21 protein-coding genes are annotated in these 14,517 nt (G+C 64.5%); 17 read left to right on the top strand and 4 right to left on the bottom strand.

Annotation, left to right across the window (positions count from 1 at the left end; all coding sequences use genetic code 11):
- Positions 1-27 precede the first annotated feature (27 nt).
- Positions 28-1,533 carry a signal recognition particle protein gene (gene ffh / locus SMA01S_RS09375; RefSeq protein WP_066820649.1) on the bottom strand — a complete coding sequence of 502 codons (1,506 nt, stop codon included), beginning with the start codon at positions 1,531-1,533 and terminating at the stop codon, positions 28-30.
- Between the two features lie 246 nt (positions 1,534-1,779).
- On the opposite strand from ffh, the gene SMA01S_RS09370 reads away from it, so the two are divergent.
- A complete protein-coding gene (locus SMA01S_RS09370) occupies positions 1,780-3,390 on the top strand; it encodes a putative bifunctional diguanylate cyclase/phosphodiesterase (RefSeq protein ID WP_066820648.1) in 1,611 nt (536 codons plus the stop codon).
- Here the strand turns inward: SMA01S_RS09370 and SMA01S_RS09365 are convergent.
- Positions 3,365-3,943 carry a DUF924 family protein gene (locus SMA01S_RS09365; protein ID WP_066820644.1) on the bottom strand — a complete coding sequence of 193 codons (579 nt, stop codon included), beginning with the start codon at positions 3,941-3,943 and terminating at the stop codon, positions 3,365-3,367. The two genes, SMA01S_RS09370 and SMA01S_RS09365, sit on opposite strands and share 26 nt — an antisense overlap.
- Between SMA01S_RS09365 and mtaB the strand changes: the two genes are divergently transcribed.
- From mtaB to SMA01S_RS09335, 6 genes are all read left to right on the top strand, one after another.
- Complete coding sequence (mtaB, locus tag SMA01S_RS09360) at positions 3,942-5,210, top strand: tRNA (N(6)-L-threonylcarbamoyladenosine(37)-C(2))-methylthiotransferase MtaB (RefSeq protein ID WP_084250211.1); 1,269 nt, start codon at positions 3,942-3,944, stop codon at positions 5,208-5,210. The genes SMA01S_RS09365 and mtaB overlap by 2 nt on opposite strands.
- Complete coding sequence (gene ftsY, locus SMA01S_RS09355) at positions 5,207-6,142, top strand: signal recognition particle-docking protein FtsY (protein WP_066820642.1); 936 nt, start codon at positions 5,207-5,209, stop codon at positions 6,140-6,142. Before mtaB ends, ftsY begins: the two co-directional genes overlap by 4 nt.
- Complete coding sequence (locus tag SMA01S_RS09350; RefSeq protein ID WP_066820639.1) at positions 6,139-6,825, top strand: inner membrane-spanning protein YciB; 687 nt, start codon at positions 6,139-6,141, stop codon at positions 6,823-6,825. Before ftsY ends, SMA01S_RS09350 begins: the two co-directional genes overlap by 4 nt.
- 154 nt (positions 6,826-6,979) lie before the next feature.
- A complete protein-coding gene (locus SMA01S_RS09345; RefSeq protein WP_066820637.1) occupies positions 6,980-7,264 on the top strand; it encodes a hypothetical protein in 285 nt (94 codons plus the stop codon).
- Between the two features lie 53 nt (positions 7,265-7,317).
- The gene (locus tag SMA01S_RS09340) at positions 7,318-8,256 is read left to right on the top strand and encodes a cation diffusion facilitator family transporter (protein WP_066820633.1); all 939 of its coding nucleotides are present in this window, start codon (positions 7,318-7,320) and stop codon (positions 8,254-8,256) included.
- A gap of 120 nt (positions 8,257-8,376) precedes the next feature.
- Complete coding sequence (locus SMA01S_RS09335) at positions 8,377-9,060, top strand: hypothetical protein (RefSeq protein ID WP_066820631.1); 684 nt, start codon at positions 8,377-8,379, stop codon at positions 9,058-9,060.
- A gap of 64 nt (positions 9,061-9,124) precedes the next feature.
- Here SMA01S_RS09335 and SMA01S_RS09330 read toward each other — a convergent pair whose 3' ends face one another.
- Both SMA01S_RS09330 and pspF read right to left on the bottom strand, forming a co-directional pair.
- Positions 9,125-9,736: a superoxide dismutase gene (locus SMA01S_RS09330; protein WP_066820628.1), complete on the bottom strand. Its 612-nt coding sequence runs from the start codon at positions 9,734-9,736 to the stop codon at positions 9,125-9,127.
- Between the two features lie 118 nt (positions 9,737-9,854).
- Positions 9,855-10,862 carry a phage shock protein operon transcriptional activator gene (gene pspF, locus SMA01S_RS09325; protein WP_066820627.1) on the bottom strand — a complete coding sequence of 336 codons (1,008 nt, stop codon included), beginning with the start codon at positions 10,860-10,862 and terminating at the stop codon, positions 9,855-9,857.
- Between the two features lie 169 nt (positions 10,863-11,031).
- Here pspF and SMA01S_RS24520 point away from each other — a divergent pair, with 169 nt between their 5' ends.
- From SMA01S_RS24520 to SMA01S_RS09285, 10 genes are all read left to right on the top strand, one after another.
- Positions 11,032-11,181 (top strand): hypothetical protein, encoded by a 150-nt coding sequence (locus tag SMA01S_RS24520; RefSeq protein WP_157093879.1) that lies wholly within the window; start codon positions 11,032-11,034, stop codon positions 11,179-11,181.
- A gap of 93 nt (positions 11,182-11,274) precedes the next feature.
- Positions 11,275-11,940, top strand: coding sequence for a phage shock protein PspA (gene pspA / locus SMA01S_RS09320; protein WP_066820626.1), 666 nt, complete (start codon positions 11,275-11,277; stop codon positions 11,938-11,940).
- An 11-nt stretch (positions 11,941-11,951) separates the two neighbouring features.
- Complete coding sequence (gene pspB, locus SMA01S_RS09315; protein ID WP_066820624.1) at positions 11,952-12,221, top strand: envelope stress response membrane protein PspB; 270 nt, start codon at positions 11,952-11,954, stop codon at positions 12,219-12,221.
- A gap of 1 nt (position 12,222) precedes the next feature.
- Entirely contained in the window at positions 12,223-12,600 is a 378-nt protein-coding gene (pspC, locus tag SMA01S_RS09310) for an envelope stress response membrane protein PspC (protein ID WP_066820622.1), read from the top strand.
- 28 nt (positions 12,601-12,628) lie between these two features.
- Positions 12,629-12,946 carry a hypothetical protein gene (locus tag SMA01S_RS09305; RefSeq protein ID WP_439646753.1) on the top strand — a complete coding sequence of 106 codons (318 nt, stop codon included), beginning with the start codon at positions 12,629-12,631 and terminating at the stop codon, positions 12,944-12,946.
- A gap of 11 nt (positions 12,947-12,957) precedes the next feature.
- Positions 12,958-13,257, top strand: a complete 300-nt coding sequence (locus SMA01S_RS09300; RefSeq protein ID WP_066820618.1) for a hypothetical protein — start codon at positions 12,958-12,960, stop codon at positions 13,255-13,257.
- A gap of 12 nt (positions 13,258-13,269) precedes the next feature.
- Complete coding sequence (locus SMA01S_RS09295) at positions 13,270-13,545, top strand: hypothetical protein (RefSeq protein WP_174543105.1); 276 nt, start codon at positions 13,270-13,272, stop codon at positions 13,543-13,545.
- A 21-nt stretch (positions 13,546-13,566) separates the two neighbouring features.
- Positions 13,567-13,695 carry a hypothetical protein gene (locus SMA01S_RS25270; RefSeq protein ID WP_281179176.1) on the top strand — a complete coding sequence of 43 codons (129 nt, stop codon included), beginning with the start codon at positions 13,567-13,569 and terminating at the stop codon, positions 13,693-13,695.
- A 27-nt stretch (positions 13,696-13,722) separates the two neighbouring features.
- Complete coding sequence (locus SMA01S_RS09290; protein ID WP_066820616.1) at positions 13,723-14,013, top strand: hypothetical protein; 291 nt, start codon at positions 13,723-13,725, stop codon at positions 14,011-14,013.
- A 35-nt stretch (positions 14,014-14,048) separates the two neighbouring features.
- The gene (locus tag SMA01S_RS09285; RefSeq protein ID WP_066820735.1) at positions 14,049-14,297 is read left to right on the top strand and encodes a hypothetical protein; all 249 of its coding nucleotides are present in this window, start codon (positions 14,049-14,051) and stop codon (positions 14,295-14,297) included.
- Positions 14,298-14,517 lie beyond the last annotated feature (220 nt).

Raw genomic sequence — 14,517 nt, 5'->3', positions numbered from 1 at the left:
TCAACTTCCTTAGTTAGATTTCTGAAATTACTTCTTTTTCACGTTCATGAAATTCTGGAACCCCGGCGGCAGCTTGGCCCCTGTGCCGGGCAGGCCGGGAAGCCCGCCCATCTGGTTCATCGCGTCACCCAGTTCGGGCCCGCCCATCGCGTTGCCGAGACCGCCGAGGCCGCCGCCGGGGCCGCCCTTGCCGAGCATCGCCATCATGCCTTTCAGCCCGCCCATCTTCTTGATGCGCTTCATGGCCGTGGCCATTTCCTGGTGCATCTTGATCAGCTTGTTGACGTCCTGAACGGTCGTCCCCGATCCGTTGGCGACGCGGATCTTGCGCTTGGCGTTGAGCAGTTCGGGCTTGCTGCGTTCCTTGGGCGTCATCGAGGTGATGATCGCGTCCATCCGGAGCAGGATGCGGTCGTCCATCCCCGATTGCGACATCGCGGCCTGCGCCTTCTTCATGCCGGGGATCATCCCCGCCAGCGCGCCGATACCGCCCATCTTCTTCATCTGCTGCAACTGGCTGCGCAGATCGTTCATGTCGAACTGACCCTTGGACAGCCGCTGCGCCATGCGCTCGGCATCTTCCTGCTGGATCGATTCGGCGGCTCGCTCGACCAGGCTGACGACGTCGCCCATGCCGAGGATGCGGCCCGCCACGCGGCTGGGGTGAAAACCCTCGATCGCATCGAGCTTTTCACCGGTGCCCGCGAACTTGATCGGCTTGCCGGTGACCGCGCGCATCGACAGGGCGGCGCCGCCACGAGCATCGCCATCCATGCGGGTCAGCACGACGCCGGTCAGCGGCACCTGGTCGGAGAAGGCCCGCGCGACGTTGACCGCGTCCTGACCGGTCAGGCTGTCGACGACGAGCAGGATTTCCTGCGGCTTCGCGATGTCGGCGACGGCCTTCATCTCGTCCATCAGGCCTTGATCGACGTGCAGACGGCCCGCAGTGTCGAGCATCAGCACGTCGAAGCCCTGCAGCTTCGCCGCCTGGACAGCGCGGCGCGCGATATCGACCGGCTGCTGCCCCTGGACGATCGGCAGGGTCGCGACCTCGGTCTGCTCACCCAGGATCGCCAGCTGTTCCTGTGCGGCCGGGCGATTGACGTCGAGCGACGCCATCAGCACCTTCTTGCGATCGCGGCCGCCTTGACCGCTGGTCAGGCGCTTGGCGATCTTGGCGGTCGTCGTGGTCTTGCCCGAGCCCTGCAGGCCGACCATCATCACCACCGCAGGCGGCGTCACGCCGAGGTTGAGCTCGCTCTCGTCGGCACCGAGCATCTCGACCAGGCCGTCATGGACGATCTTGACGACTTGCTGCCCCGGCGTGATCGAACGCAGCACTTGCTGGCCGACCGCCTGTTCGGTGATCTTGTCGACGAAATCGCGCGCGACCGGCAGAGCGACGTCCGCCTCGAGCAACGCGACGCGCACTTCACGCATCGCCGCGCGCACATCCGCCTCGGTCAGCGCGCCACGGCCACGCAACCGGTCGAATACGCCGCCAAGACGATCGCTCAGGCTGTCGAACATAAACAAATAACTCCCATCCGAGCCCCAAAACGCACAAAGCGCCGGCGGACGAAACCTCGTCGGCCGGCGTCACCACATGGGTGCTCCTTGTCGCGTTCGCAAAGGGAACGGTGCCGGCCCGATAACGGCTCGGCCGGAAAAACGCAACCCGGCCTTAGCCCCTTAACATCTTCTTGACCTCACAGTGCCATCAGCAGGGCTGGATAGAGCCGCGGACGCGCGGTGTCGAAGAAGGGGATTTGGGGCATGAGCGAACCGGCCGCAGCCCGGCGCGATCTGTTGAGCGGCGCGATCACGGTCGCCGCGATCCTGATGTTCATCGGCACCGGCAGCCAAGTGCTGTCGATGATCCTGAGCAACTGGATGCACCATGACGGCGGCGTCGACCAGACGCTGATCATCGCCCTGCTCCTCAATGTCGCCCTGATCCTGTTCGGGTGGCGCCGTCATCGCGACCTGGCCAACGAAGTCACCGTGCGTACCGCCGCCGAGGAACGCGCCAACGTCCTCGCCTCCAAGGACCCGCTCACCGGATTCCTCAATCGCCGCAGCCTGGCCGAGGAAGGCGCCGCGATGCTGGTCCGCGCCGACCGTCGTCACAAGGCGATGGCGCTGATGATGCTCGACCTCGACCATTTCAAGACGGTCAACGACATGCATGGTCATACCGTCGGCGACGCGCTGCTGCGCGCCGTGGCCGACGAGATGGCGACCGCATTGCCCGAAAGCGCGTTGCTCGCGCGGTTCGGCGGCGACGAGTTCGCCTGCGCGATGCTGTTCGATCCGCAGAATCCCGACAGCGTAGAGCGCGTCGCCGAACGCCTGGTGTCGCGGATGAGCCAGCCCTTTCATGTCGAGGGGCTCAACCTCCACGTCACCTGCTCGATCGGCATCGCCCGCAGCGATCGCGACGCGGCGACGATCGACGCTTTGCTCCGCTCCGGCGATATCGCGATGTATGCGGCCAAGAATGCCGGGCGAAATCGCCACGCCTGGTTCGACGTATCGATGGAGCGTGAGCTCCAGTCGCGCAACGAACTCGAGAGTTCGCTCCGGGTCGCCATTCCGCGCGGCGAGATCGTCCCCTATTTCGAGCAGCAGATCGACCTGGTCACCGGCCGGCTGACCGGCTTCGAGGTGCTGGCGCGCTGGGAGCATCCGCAACGCGGCGTGATGATCCCCGACCAGTTCATCCCGATCGCCGAGGAAACCGGGATGATCGCGGATTTGTCGATATCGTTGATGCGTCAGGCATTCCTGTCGGCGCGCGACTGGCATCCGCAGCTGCAATTGTCGGTCAACATCTCGCCTTGGCAGCTCAAGGACCCCTGGCTGGCGCAAAAGATCATCAAGCTGCTCACCGAAACGGGGTTCACCCCGAGCCGGCTGGAGATCGAGATCACCGAGAGCGCACTGTTCGACAATCTGGCGATGGCGCAATCGATCGTCGCCAGCCTGAAGAACCAGGGCATCAAGCTCGCCCTCGACGATTTCGGCACTGGCTATTCAAGCCTGGCGCATCTCCGCGCGCTGCCGTTCGATCGCATCAAGATCGACCGCAGCTTCGTCATGTCGGTCAACCAGAATGCCGAGAGCGCCGCGATCGTCAACGCGATCGTCGGCCTCGGTGAAAGCCTCAATTTGCCGATCACCGCGGAAGGGATCGAAGACAAGGCGATCGAGGAACGCCTGCGTAGCCTGGGCTGCGCGCGCGGCCAGGGCTATGTCTATGGCCGCCCATTGACGGCGGGCAATGCCCGCCGCCTGCTCGCCGAGCGCCGCTTGCTGATCGCACCCGACGCCGCCGAGGTCATCGCGGAGTCCGATCCTGCTACCAGCCGGCGCCTGGCTGTCTGAGATATTCGCGCTCGATCACGGTCGAGCGCCGGCCCAGTGCCCGATTGCGCGAGGGAAAGCGCCCGAACCGCTCGATCACCGCGGCATGATCGTGTGCGAACCCCAGATTCTGCTCGTCGCCAAGCACGGTGAAGCGCTCGATGCTCAGCCGCTGCAGCTCCGGATCCTCGGCATGCATCAACGGCATATAGAGAAACGCGCACCGCTCGGTCGGCAACTTGCGATCGAACCCGCGCAACAGCCCGTACAGGGTCAGTTCGCGCGCCAATCCGTCATGTTCGAACGCCTCGCCCTCATCGCGGAACATGTTGCGCGAGAATTGGTCGATCAGGATGATCGCGGCGAGCAAGGTATCGGGCGTACCCCGCCACCCCCAAGCCGCGCTTTCCGCTACTTTCAGCCTGAGCGGTCCGAACCGTTCGGCGATCGCCTCGTCGAGCGTGATCGACTTGACCCAATGCTGTTCCTCGCTCAGCTCCTCGAACCAGAAGTGCAGCACGCGCGCCGCCTCGTCGTGGACTTCCCCGCGCTTCGCTCCTAGATCGTCGCCCATGTCATCCCTTCCGCAGCCCGAGGTAATCAGTCTCGGGTGCCGCCTCAACATCGCAGAGAGCGAGACGATCCAGCGCATGCTGGACGGCCGTGATGTCGTGGTGATCAATAGCTGCGCCGTAACCAACAGCGCGGTCAAGCAGACGCGCACCGCGATCCGCCGCGCTCGCCGGGCGCGGCCGGGAGCGATGCTCGCGGTGACCGGCTGCGCGGCGCAGATCGACCCGGCAAGCTTCGCCGCCATGCCCGAAGTCGATCGCGTGATCGGCAATGGCGAGAAATTGCTGCCCGAAGCCTGGGCGTCGAGCGACACGCTTATCGTCGGCGACATGGCGCGGGTGACGGAAATCGCGCCGCATCTTGCCATTGCCATCGACCAGGCGCGAGCGTTCGTCGAGGTGCAGAATGGCTGCGACCATCGCTGCACTTTCTGCGCGATCCCGTTCGGACGCGGCCCCAGCCGGTCGGCGCCGGCCGGCGCGGTGATCGAGGCGATCGAGCGCGTGGTCGCAGAAGGCAAGAACGAGGTCGTGCTGACCGGGGTCGACCTGACCAGCTACGGCCACGATCTGCCGGGAAGTCCGACGCTCGGCAGCCTGGTCGAGCGTATCCTGTCGCGGGTCCCTGTCCTTCAGCGGCTACGCCTGTCCTCGATCGACGCACCGGAGATCGACGACCGGCTGTTCGAGTTGCTGACGCAGGAGATGCGGGTGATGCCGCATCTCCATCTGTCGCTCCAGGCGGGTGACGACATGATCCTCAAGCGCATGAAGCGCCGCCACTCACGCGCCGATGCGGTGCGGCTGGTCGAACGGCTCAAGACCGCACGCCCCGATATCGCGATCGGCGCCGACCTGATCGCGGGCTTTCCGACCGAAGACGCCGCGATGGCGGCGAACAGCCTGGCGCTGATCGACGATTGCGACATCGTCCATGCCCATATCTTTCCCTACAGCCCGCGCGCCGGAACGCCCGCCGCCCGGATGCCCCAGGTCGAGTTGGAGGTGCGTCGCGAACGCGCTGCGCGGTTGCGGGAGGCTGCGGCGAAGCGCAAGGCGGCCTGGCTCGACAGCCTGATCGGCACGACGCAAGAGGTGCTGGTCGAAGCGCCCGGCAACCGCGGGCATGGCGCAAATTTCGCCGATTTCGCCCTGGGTGGCAGCCATGCGGTGGGCTCCATCTTGCCGATTGTCATCGACCCTGCCCATATCCGGCATCCCCGCCAAAGCGCGGGAGACGAAGAAAGAGAAATGGCCGTGACCGCATGAGCACCACCCCATCCTGGCACCAGCGCCTGCTCGGCGGATTCAAGCGCACGTCCGATCGTCTGGTCGGTAACCTCGCCGGCCTCGGCACCGCGCGGCTCGACGATGCGACGCTCGACGATATCGAAGAAGCGCTGATCGCCTCCGATCTCGGTCCCGCAACGGCAAAACGCATCCGCGACCGGCTGGCCGAGGGCAGTTTCGAACGCGGCATGGAAGAGCTCGGCATCCGTCTGGTCGTCGCCGAGGAAATCGAGAAGGTCCTCGAAAAGGTCGCCAAGCCGCTTGAGATCGAAGCCTTTCCTCGCCCCCAGGTCATCCTGGTGATCGGCGTCAACGGATCGGGCAAGACCACGACCATCGCCAAGCTCGCGCATTGGCTGGTCGAGCAGGATTACGGCGTGATGCTGGCCGCGGGCGATACATTCCGCGCGGCGGCGATCGGCCAGCTCGCGACCTGGGCCGACCGCGTCGGCGTTCCGATCGTCAAGGGCGCCGAGGGCGGCGACGCCGCAGGCATCGTGTTCGAAGGCGTCAAGCAGGCAACCGACAAGGGTATCGACGCGCTGATCGTCGACACTGCCGGACGACTCCAGAACAAACGCGAGCTGATGGACGAGCTCGCCAAGATCCGCCGCGTGCTCGGTCGGATCAACCCGGCATCGCCGCATGACGTCATCCTGGTGCTCGACGCCACCACTGGGCAGAACGCGCTCAGCCAGATCGAAGTGTTCAGGGAAGTCGCGGGCGTGACCGGCCTGGTCATGACCAAGCTGGACGGCACCGCGCGCGGCGGCGTGCTGGTCGCGGCGGCCGAACAATTCGGCCTGCCGATCCACGCCATCGGGGTGGGCGAGACGCTGAGCGACTTGCGCCCGTTCGACCCCAAGGAAGTTGCCCGAATCATCGCGGGCGTCGAGGAGCTGGTGCGATGAGCACGACGAGCAAGAATGGCACCGCCGGCCTGCGCCTGGCGATCGATTATGCGCCGCTGGTGATCTTCTTCCTGGTCAATTTCCTCGCGCCCCAGGCGCTGACCATGAAGCTCGTGTCGAGCTTCAGCCATTCGCTGTCCGATCTCGATCAGATGTCGGCATTGGTGGTGTCGCGGGCGATCGTCGCGACTGCCGCCTTCATGCTGGCGACCGTGGTCGCGCTGATCGTGTCGCGGCTGAAGCTCGGCAGCATCTCGCCCATGCTGTGGATTTCGGGGGCGTTGGTGATCGTGTTCGGCGGGCTGACCATCTATTTCCACGACCCCAAGTTCATTCAGATGAAGCCGACCTTCGTCTACACCGTGTTCGCGGCGATCCTGGGATTCGGGCTGATCACCGGCAGACCCCTGCTCGAACAATTGCTCGGCACGGCATATCCGGGCCTGTCGCCGCTCGGCTGGCAGAAGGTGACGCGGAACTGGGCGCTGTTCTTCCTCGGCATGGCGATCCTCAACGAGCTGGTCTGGCGCAACACCAGCTTCGATTTCTGGACCGCCTTCAAATTGTGGGGCGCGATCCCGATGACTTTCATCTTCGCGCTCGCCAACGTGCCGATGATGATGAAGCACGGCCTTATGAGTGACGTCGGCGACGCGGCGGCCATGGAACTCCCGCCCGAGTGAAGAAACGGCGATTTAGTTTTCCAGGCAGGAACGTTGCCATGCTCCGCGCCGTTCTAGGCAGATCTGGAGGAGCGATTTTCATGCACTTTGAAGCCCGACGCGACGTGTCACGCCGCGACCTGCCGGCCACCCGCTCTTGACCGCCCGCTCCCCAATGGCGGCGTGGAGTGGCCTGGCGTTCGACAGCTGGGCGTTGGCCTGGGAAGCGTCGACAGTAGTCGGCCTGCGCCTCGCCGAAATCGCACGCGGCGACGGCACGTTGGCCGAAACTTCGCTGATGACATCCGAAAAGATATCCGCGGCGATCGAATTGCAGGCTTCGTTGGTCGCCGGCGGGCTGACACTGACGCCGTTGCAGGGCGCCGAACGTGCCGTTCGACTGTATCGCCGAAAGGTCCGGGCCAATCGGCGCCGATTGAGCGCCGCCGCACGGAAATAAGCGGCGCGCTCCGGGACTAGCCCGACCGGCCGCTTCATGCTTAGGCGCAGCTCATGAAAGCCGATAACAACCGGGTCTTGATCATCGCACTGGCCGCCAATGTCGGCATAGCGGTGGCCAAGTTCGTCGCGGCGGCGATCACCGGGTCGTCGGCGATGCTGACCGAAGGCGTGCACAGCCTGGTCGATTCCACCAATCAGTTGCTGCTGATGTACGGGCAGAAGCGTGCCGCCAAACCGGCCGACGCGCTTCATCCCGCGGGATATGGGCGAGAACTCTATTTCTGGAGCTTCGTCGTCGCGTTGCTGGTGTTCGCGCTGGGCGCGGGCGTGTCGGTCTATGAAGGCGTGATACACGTCATCGAGCCCGAGCCGGCGGTGTCGCCGTTGATTGCCTATGGCGTGCTGGCGATCGCGTTCGCGCTGGAGGGCGGGTCGACCCTCGCCGCGTTCCGCGAATTCAATGCCGCGCGCCGCGGCCAGTCCTGGTTACAGGCACTGACCTCGACCAAGGATGCGACCACTGTGATCGTGCTGCTGGAGAATGGCGCGGCGATGGCGGGTATCCTGATCGCAGCGGTCGGGCTGGCGCTGTCGCAAGTGACCGCCGATCCGCGATTCGACGGCGTCGCGTCGGTGCTGATCGGCTTGTTGCTCGGCGTGGTCGCGATCTTCCTGGCGCGCGAAGCCAAGGGCCTGCTGATCGGCGAGGCGGCCGATCCCGAACTGATTGCCGGCATTCGCCGCGCGGCGACGCGCCAGGGCATCATGGGCGTGGGCGAGATCATGACGATCCACAACGCGCCGACCCAGATCGTCGCGGCGGTCAATGTGGACTTCGACAATCGCCTGAGCGCAGGCGATGTCGAGCGGATCGTCGACGCCATCGAGCGCGATCTTCAGGCCGAATTTCCCAGCATCTATCGGGTCTATGTCCGCCCACACGAGGATGCCGGAATGAAATTGGACGCGCGCGGGTTGATCAGGACGTGACGACGACGGAGTCGCGCGGCGATTAGGCGTTTGGGCAAGCGGCGACTAAGAGTGCGGTTTCGACGGCTTTCCAGCGGGAGAGCGACCGGCGTGGCTCGCTTTAGTCGCAGGAGGTGTCCGATGGAATTGAATCGCCTGCTTCCCCAACATCAGGTTTCGCCGGCGCCGATCGATAGCTTCGTCATCCGAATGCTGCGCGACGACGAGCGATCGCGCGACAGTGATGCCGGGACTGCCCGAGCGATGACCGAGGACATGCAGCATGCCTCCTCGACCTTGTTCCGTGGTGCGGCGTTCCTAGGCGCCTGCCTGCGGACGCCGGTCGCACATGACGTCGAAAGCGGATCGCCCGCGATCGCCGGCCGCTATCGCGCCAAGGTGATCGGCAACGGGCTGCGCGAGCTCGATCGCTTTCTCAACCTGTTAATCGACGCCGCTTCGACAGCGGAAGGGCTCCCCGTCCGTCCCGGCCAACGCAACACGGCCAACAAGCTATCCGCCTATCGCGCGGCGAAATCGCTGCCGAACCACGACGACGCCCGGTTGCGCGCCCTGGGACGATCGCGCGACTGTCTGTTCCACTGCGGCGGGCGCGTCCGGCGCGGCGATCGGCGCGGCGCGGCGGCGATGACCGTGGGTTGGTCGGCACGGGCCGGATGCGACGCGCCGCTCGATCGCGTAATGGTCGGCCAGAACGTGACGGTGACGCGCGGCGACCTGGACGATGTCTGTCTTTTCTATCGCCGAATCGCCCACGATCTGTGCGGCGACGTCTGTCGAGCGCCGGCCGCGGCGTTACGCTGAGCTTCGCCCAACGAAAAAGGGCCCCGCCGACGCGGAGCCCTTCGTCATTCTATCGTGACGGCGATCAGCCGACGACGCTGTCGTAGATCCGCCCGGCTTCGTCCCAGTTCACGACGTCCCACCACGCCTTCAGATAGCCCGGCCGGTCGTTCCGATAGGTCAGATAATAAGCGTGCTCCCACACGTCATTGGCCAGGATCGGCGTGCCCTTGTCCTTGGCATCGTCCATCAGCGGATTGTCCTGGTTGGGCGTCGAAACCACCTTCAGCGCGCCCGACGAATCGGCGATCACCCAGGCCCAGCCCGAACCGAACTGGCCCGCGCCCTTGCCGTTGAAATCTTCCTTGAGCTTGTCGAGCCCGCCATAGGCGTCGATCGCCGCGGCGAGCTTGCCTGACGGCTGGGTGGTGCCGGCCGGGGCCATGATCTTCCAGAAGAAATCGTGATTCCAATAGCCGCCGCCATTGTTGCGGACCAAGGCCGGCAGCGACGAGATCATGCCGAAGATTTCCTCGATCGTCTTGCCTTCGAGCTTCGGATCGGCGGCAACGCCTTCGTTGAGCTTCGCGGTATAGGCCGCGTGATGCTTATCATGATGATATTTCATCGTTTCTTCGCTGATCGTCGGTTCCAGCGCGTTATAGGCATAGGGCAGCGGGGGGAGTTCGAAAGCCATGAGGTTCCTCCGTCTTATTGAGCGGCTTTAAGAGACGTCGCGACGCGAACGCCCGTGTCCGCCAAATGGGTCCGCGGCTGTCGTTGCGCAAGCGATTCCATCGCCCGTGCGAGGCGTTCTATCCCGGCAACAGGTCGTGGCGTCTGAGCGCGTGGCGCAACTGGTCGTAACTCAGCCCCAAGGCGTCCGCGGTCTGGCGCTGGTTGAAGCGGTTGGCGGCCAGTGCCTTGGTCAGCACGTCACGCTCGAACCGCGCGACGCGGCTCTTGAAATCGCCCGGCTCGCTCTCGCCGGGCGGCGGTGGCGGGGCCGCGATATGGTCGACCATCGGCGCGGGCTGCGTGCTGGCGCCCGGGCGATGCGGCGACTGGAACGGATCGAATTCGATATGCGCGATCGGTCCGTCCTGTTCCCAGCGATAAACCGCGCGCTCGATGACATTGCGGAGTTCGCGGACGTTGCCTGGCCAGCGATAGTCGATCAGCGAATCGAGCGCTTCGGGCGAGAAGCCGTGCCAATCGCGGTTCATTTCCGCCGCCATCCGGCGTCCGAAATGTTCCGCGAGTACCGGCACGTCGCCCGGCCGCGCGCGCAAGGGCGGCAAGGTCACGACCTCGAAGCTCAACCGGTCGAGCAGGTCGGCGCGGAACTGGTGCCGCTCGACCTTTTCGGGCAGATGTTCGTTGGTGGCCGCAACGATGCGGACGTCGACACGGATCGGATGCGACGCACCGATCCGGGTAACCTCGCCATATTCGACCGCACGCAGCAATCGCTCCTGCGCGGCCATGCTGAGCGTGCCGAGTTCGTCGAGGAACAACGTGCCGCCATCGGCTTCCTCGAACCGCCCTGCCCGCGCCTTGGTCGCGCCGGTGAACGCGCCCGCCTCATGGCCGAACAATTCCGCCTCGATCAATGTCTCGGGCAATGCCGCGCAATTCATGATGATCAACGCCTGGTCCCAGCGCGGGCTGAGCCGATGGAGGCGCTCGGCGACCAGTTCCTTGCCGGTTCCGCGTTCGCCGATCACCAGTACCGGACGGTCGAGCGCGGCCGCCCGGCTGGCGCGTTCCAGCGCGTCGAGAAAGGGTCCCGATTGCCCGATAACCTGCGTCGTCCGTTCCATGCCCACGACTTGGTGTATTTTCCCAATGTTTGGCAAGTGCAAATCGCCAATCGCGCTCCAGCTCCGAGCGAAAACCGCAGAATTCTGCGGTTTTTCGGAATTGGCACGCCCCCTGCAATACCTCCAGCATCGCCGGTTGATCGGCACGAAACACTAGGGAGTAAGAACAATGCAGTCGGTTTCAAATGGTCTGGGTCGCACTTTGGTGGTGGTCGCCAGCACCTTCGTTTGCGGTTCGGCGCTGATGCTCGCGGCCGTTGGCCCGGGCCTGGCGCAGGCCAATCCGGCTCCGCAGGTTCCCGTCGCGCTCAAGGCGTGACGGACAGCCGCCGGGGCGGGTTTCCCCCTTGCTTCCCGCCCCGGCGGTCCCACCAATCCGAGTAAAGCGTAAATTCCGAGGAGTAACACCAACATGGGCATTTTTTCGCGCACCCGCGACATCATCGCCGCCAACTTCACCGACCTTTTGGACAAGGCGGAAGATCCGGCGAAGATGATCCGCATGATCATCCTGGAGATGGAAGAGACGCTGGTCGAGGTTCGCGCCTCCGCCGCGCGGACCATCGCCGACCAGAAGGAAATGCGTCGCCACATCGCCAAGCTCAGCCAGCTCGAGGAAAGCTGGACCGAGAAGGCGGAGCTGGCGCTGTCGAAGGATCGCGAAGACCTGGCCAAGGCGGCCCTGGTCGAGCGCCAGAAGGCGACCGACATGGTCGTCGAGCTCAGCCAGCAGATCACCGTGCTCGACGAAGCACTTCGGGGTTCGGAAGAGGATATCGCCAAGCTTCAGAAGAAGCTGAGCGAGGCGCGCAACCGCCAGTCCTCGATCGCCACCCGGCTGGAGAGCGCGAACAACAAGTTCAAGATCCGCGAGGTCTATTCGGCCGGCCGCACCCAGGACGCCTTCTCGCGCTTCGATGTGCTCGAGCGCCGGGTCGATCTGGCCGAAGGCCGCGCCGAGGCGCTCAACCTGGGCGGTCAGCCCAAGACGCTCGAGGAAGAGATCGCCGAGTTGAAGGCATCCGAAAAGGTCGATGCCGAACTCGAAGCGCTCAAGGCTCGGCTCAACAAAAAATAAGGACCTGAGCGATGGACGAACTATTTGTACCAATCGCGATCGTTGGGATGCTCTTCATCGGGCTCCCGTGGATCATCCTGCACTACCTTACCAAGTGGCGGCAGGCCCCCAAGATCACGAATGAGGATGAGAAGCTGCTGGATGAGCTCTACTCGCTCGCCCGCCGCCTCGAGGACCGCGTTTCGACGGTCGAGCGCATCGTCGCTGCCGACCATCCCGACTGGAAAGTGAGCATGCCGCTCGCCGAGCCGGCCGACCAAATCGCTTCACGGAGCAACTGAGATGTCCGCTAGCCGCACCAAATTCTACCTGGACAAGCAGAACAAGAAGTTCCTGGGTGTCTGTGCCGGTATTGCCGACTATACGGGGATCGACGTCACCGTCGTCCGGGTCGGGACCGTCATCCTCTCGCTGGTGACCTCGGGCTGGGTCATTCCCGCCTATTTCATCACCGCCTGGCTGGCCCCGTGCAAGCCGTTCGGCCTGTACGACGACGCCGAGGATGCGAAATTCTGGCAGGGCGTGCGCTCGAACCCGAGCCGCTCGACCGCCGAGGTCCGCTCCAAGTTCCGCGACCTCGACCGCCGGCTCGCCGACATCGAGACGCTCTACACCAGCCGCAACACCCGCCTGGCCGACGAGATCGACGCGCTGCGTTGAGCCGGCCGAAAGATAGGGGAGAATTACCGTGGATAAAGGTCAGATCTTCGTCCTGATGATCATCGCAATCGCGACGATCGGCGGCATCATCAAGATGTCGATCAAGGCAAAGCACGGCTATCCGCTGGAAGACCGCAATAACCGCCGCGCGATGCGCCGGGGTTTCGTGGATACCAGCGGCGACCTGGAGGCGCAGCGCAAGATCGAGCTGCTGTCGAACGAGAATGACAAGCTCGTCAGCCAGATCGGCCGCCTGGAGGAGCGCCTGCGCGTCCTCGAACGCATCGCAACCGATCCCGGCGAGCGTGTCGCTCGCGAGATCGACGAACTTCGCAACCGCGACTGAGGAAGCACGAGATGACCGACTTTTTCGCCACCAACGGCTTCACCATCTTCATGCTTGCCCTGGTGGTCGTGGGTATTCCCGCCGCGCTCGGCATCGGCAGCGAGATGCTCAAGACCTGGACGCAGCACCGCGAGAAAATGGCCGAGGCGCTCAACGCCCAGGCCGCCGAGAAGGCCGCGCAATATGCCGCCCAGACCGAACGGCTCGAGCAGCGGATGCGCGTCATGGAGCGGATCGTCACCGATCGCGGCCTGGATGTCGCCGAAGAGATCGAAAAGCTTCGCGACACGCCGTCGCAGCCGCTGAACTAAGGAACCAACGCGATGATCAGTCCCCTGCTCATTCCGATCCTGGGCATCAGCTGCGGCCTGCTCGCGATCTTCGGCGGTGTCTTCGTCAAGCCCTGGCTCAAGCTGCGTGAACGCCAGCTCGAACTCGAAGCCGACAAGGTCGCCGAAAAGGCAGCCCAATATGCCGCCCAGACCGAACGCCTCGAACAACGGGTGCGAGTGCTGGAGCGGATCGTGACCGACCGCGGCATCGCGGTCGCCGATGAAATCGAAAAGCTGCGGGGCGACGAGCCCCAGCCGCTCAACTGAATAGACTGAAGGACAAGAACAATGATCGGCTTAGCAATATTCGTCGTGATCCTGGCGATCCCCACCGGCATCGGTGTGTGGCTCGCCGAGCGGGTCGACCGGCCGCGCCGCCGCGCCATGCGCGAGGCCGGCTTGCAGCCCGCCGAATAATCCAACGCCTGCCGGGAGCCTCCCCAGATGAACCCCTTTGAAATGGTCATTGGTATCGTCCTGATCGTCACGATCGGCAGCATTATCCGGGCCCGGATGGGCGTCACCCGTGCGCAGCTCGGGGTCGGCCGTGACATGATGGGCAATGACATAAACCTGCGAGATCCCGCCCTGGGCGAGGAGAATCGTCAGCTTCGCCAGGAGATCGGCAACCTCAAGGACCGCATTGCAGTCCTGGAGCGCGTGATCACCGACACCAACAGCAGCAGTGCCAACCTCGACCGCGAGATCGAGGCGCTGCGCAACCGCGACCGCTGAGGGCGGTCGGCGATAATCGAATGGAGACGTCAATGATGACCGACCCCAATCTGTATTTCACCATGGCGGGTGCCGGCCTGGCCGGCTTGGGCATGATCTGCATGGCCTCGCTCGCCGGGTGGCGCGGATGGCTGGCGCTCAAGGAGCGCGAGATCAACGCTTATGCCGATCATGCCGGACATGAAGGCCCCACGCTGCCCAACGCCAGCGCCCGGATCGAGATCGCGGACCTGAAAGAGCGGATCCGCAAGCTCGAGGCGATCGCTTCCGGAGTGGACCTCTGAGGTCCGCGCAACCGGCGCCCTGAGCTTGCCTCAGGGCCCGGGTCCGATGGAGGTCGCCGCGACGCGGTCACGGCGAAGGACCCGGACCTTGAAACAAGTTTAGGGCCCGTACTCAATTACCACGAGGTCGTGACGGAGCCGATTTTGGTGTCCGGCGAGGAGCAAGGAGGGAGCGATGCTGATAGCATCGTGACCGACGCGCGACGACGTCCGGGCTCCA

The sequence above is a fragment of the Sphingomonas mali NBRC 15500 genome (assembly GCF_001598415.1).
Taxonomy (GTDB): domain Bacteria; phylum Pseudomonadota; class Alphaproteobacteria; order Sphingomonadales; family Sphingomonadaceae; genus Sphingomonas; species Sphingomonas mali.
Note: the sequence above shows the minus strand (reverse complement) of the source record. Positions and strands in the feature narration are given on the sequence as shown.

Coding starts and splice junctions, on each gene's coding strand:
- ffh (WP_066820649.1), bottom strand. CDS start 1,533: ATGTTCGACAGCCTGAGCGATCGTCTTGGCGGCGTATTCGACCGGTTG.
- SMA01S_RS09370 (WP_066820648.1), top strand. CDS start 1,780: ATGAGCGAACCGGCCGCAGCCCGGCGCGATCTGTTGAGCGGCGCGATC.
- mtaB (WP_084250211.1), top strand. CDS start 3,942: ATGTCATCCCTTCCGCAGCCCGAGGTAATCAGTCTCGGGTGCCGCCTC.
- SMA01S_RS09365 (WP_066820644.1), bottom strand. CDS start 3,943: ATGGGCGACGATCTAGGAGCGAAGCGCGGGGAAGTCCACGACGAGGCG.
- ftsY (WP_066820642.1), top strand. CDS start 5,207: ATGAGCACCACCCCATCCTGGCACCAGCGCCTGCTCGGCGGATTCAAG.
- SMA01S_RS09350 (WP_066820639.1), top strand. CDS start 6,139: ATGAGCACGACGAGCAAGAATGGCACCGCCGGCCTGCGCCTGGCGATC.
- SMA01S_RS09345 (WP_066820637.1), top strand. CDS start 6,980: ATGGCGGCGTGGAGTGGCCTGGCGTTCGACAGCTGGGCGTTGGCCTGG.
- SMA01S_RS09340 (WP_066820633.1), top strand. CDS start 7,318: ATGAAAGCCGATAACAACCGGGTCTTGATCATCGCACTGGCCGCCAAT.
- SMA01S_RS09335 (WP_066820631.1), top strand. CDS start 8,377: ATGGAATTGAATCGCCTGCTTCCCCAACATCAGGTTTCGCCGGCGCCG.
- SMA01S_RS09330 (WP_066820628.1), bottom strand. CDS start 9,736: ATGGCTTTCGAACTCCCCCCGCTGCCCTATGCCTATAACGCGCTGGAA.
- pspF (WP_066820627.1), bottom strand. CDS start 10,862: ATGGAACGGACGACGCAGGTTATCGGGCAATCGGGACCCTTTCTCGAC.
- SMA01S_RS24520 (WP_157093879.1), top strand. CDS start 11,032: ATGCAGTCGGTTTCAAATGGTCTGGGTCGCACTTTGGTGGTGGTCGCC.
- pspA (WP_066820626.1), top strand. CDS start 11,275: ATGGGCATTTTTTCGCGCACCCGCGACATCATCGCCGCCAACTTCACC.
- pspB (WP_066820624.1), top strand. CDS start 11,952: ATGGACGAACTATTTGTACCAATCGCGATCGTTGGGATGCTCTTCATC.
- pspC (WP_066820622.1), top strand. CDS start 12,223: ATGTCCGCTAGCCGCACCAAATTCTACCTGGACAAGCAGAACAAGAAG.
- SMA01S_RS09300 (WP_066820618.1), top strand. CDS start 12,958: ATGACCGACTTTTTCGCCACCAACGGCTTCACCATCTTCATGCTTGCC.
- SMA01S_RS09295 (WP_174543105.1), top strand. CDS start 13,270: ATGATCAGTCCCCTGCTCATTCCGATCCTGGGCATCAGCTGCGGCCTG.
- SMA01S_RS25270 (WP_281179176.1), top strand. CDS start 13,567: ATGATCGGCTTAGCAATATTCGTCGTGATCCTGGCGATCCCCACCGGC.
- SMA01S_RS09290 (WP_066820616.1), top strand. CDS start 13,723: ATGAACCCCTTTGAAATGGTCATTGGTATCGTCCTGATCGTCACGATC.
- SMA01S_RS09285 (WP_066820735.1), top strand. CDS start 14,049: ATGACCGACCCCAATCTGTATTTCACCATGGCGGGTGCCGGCCTGGCC.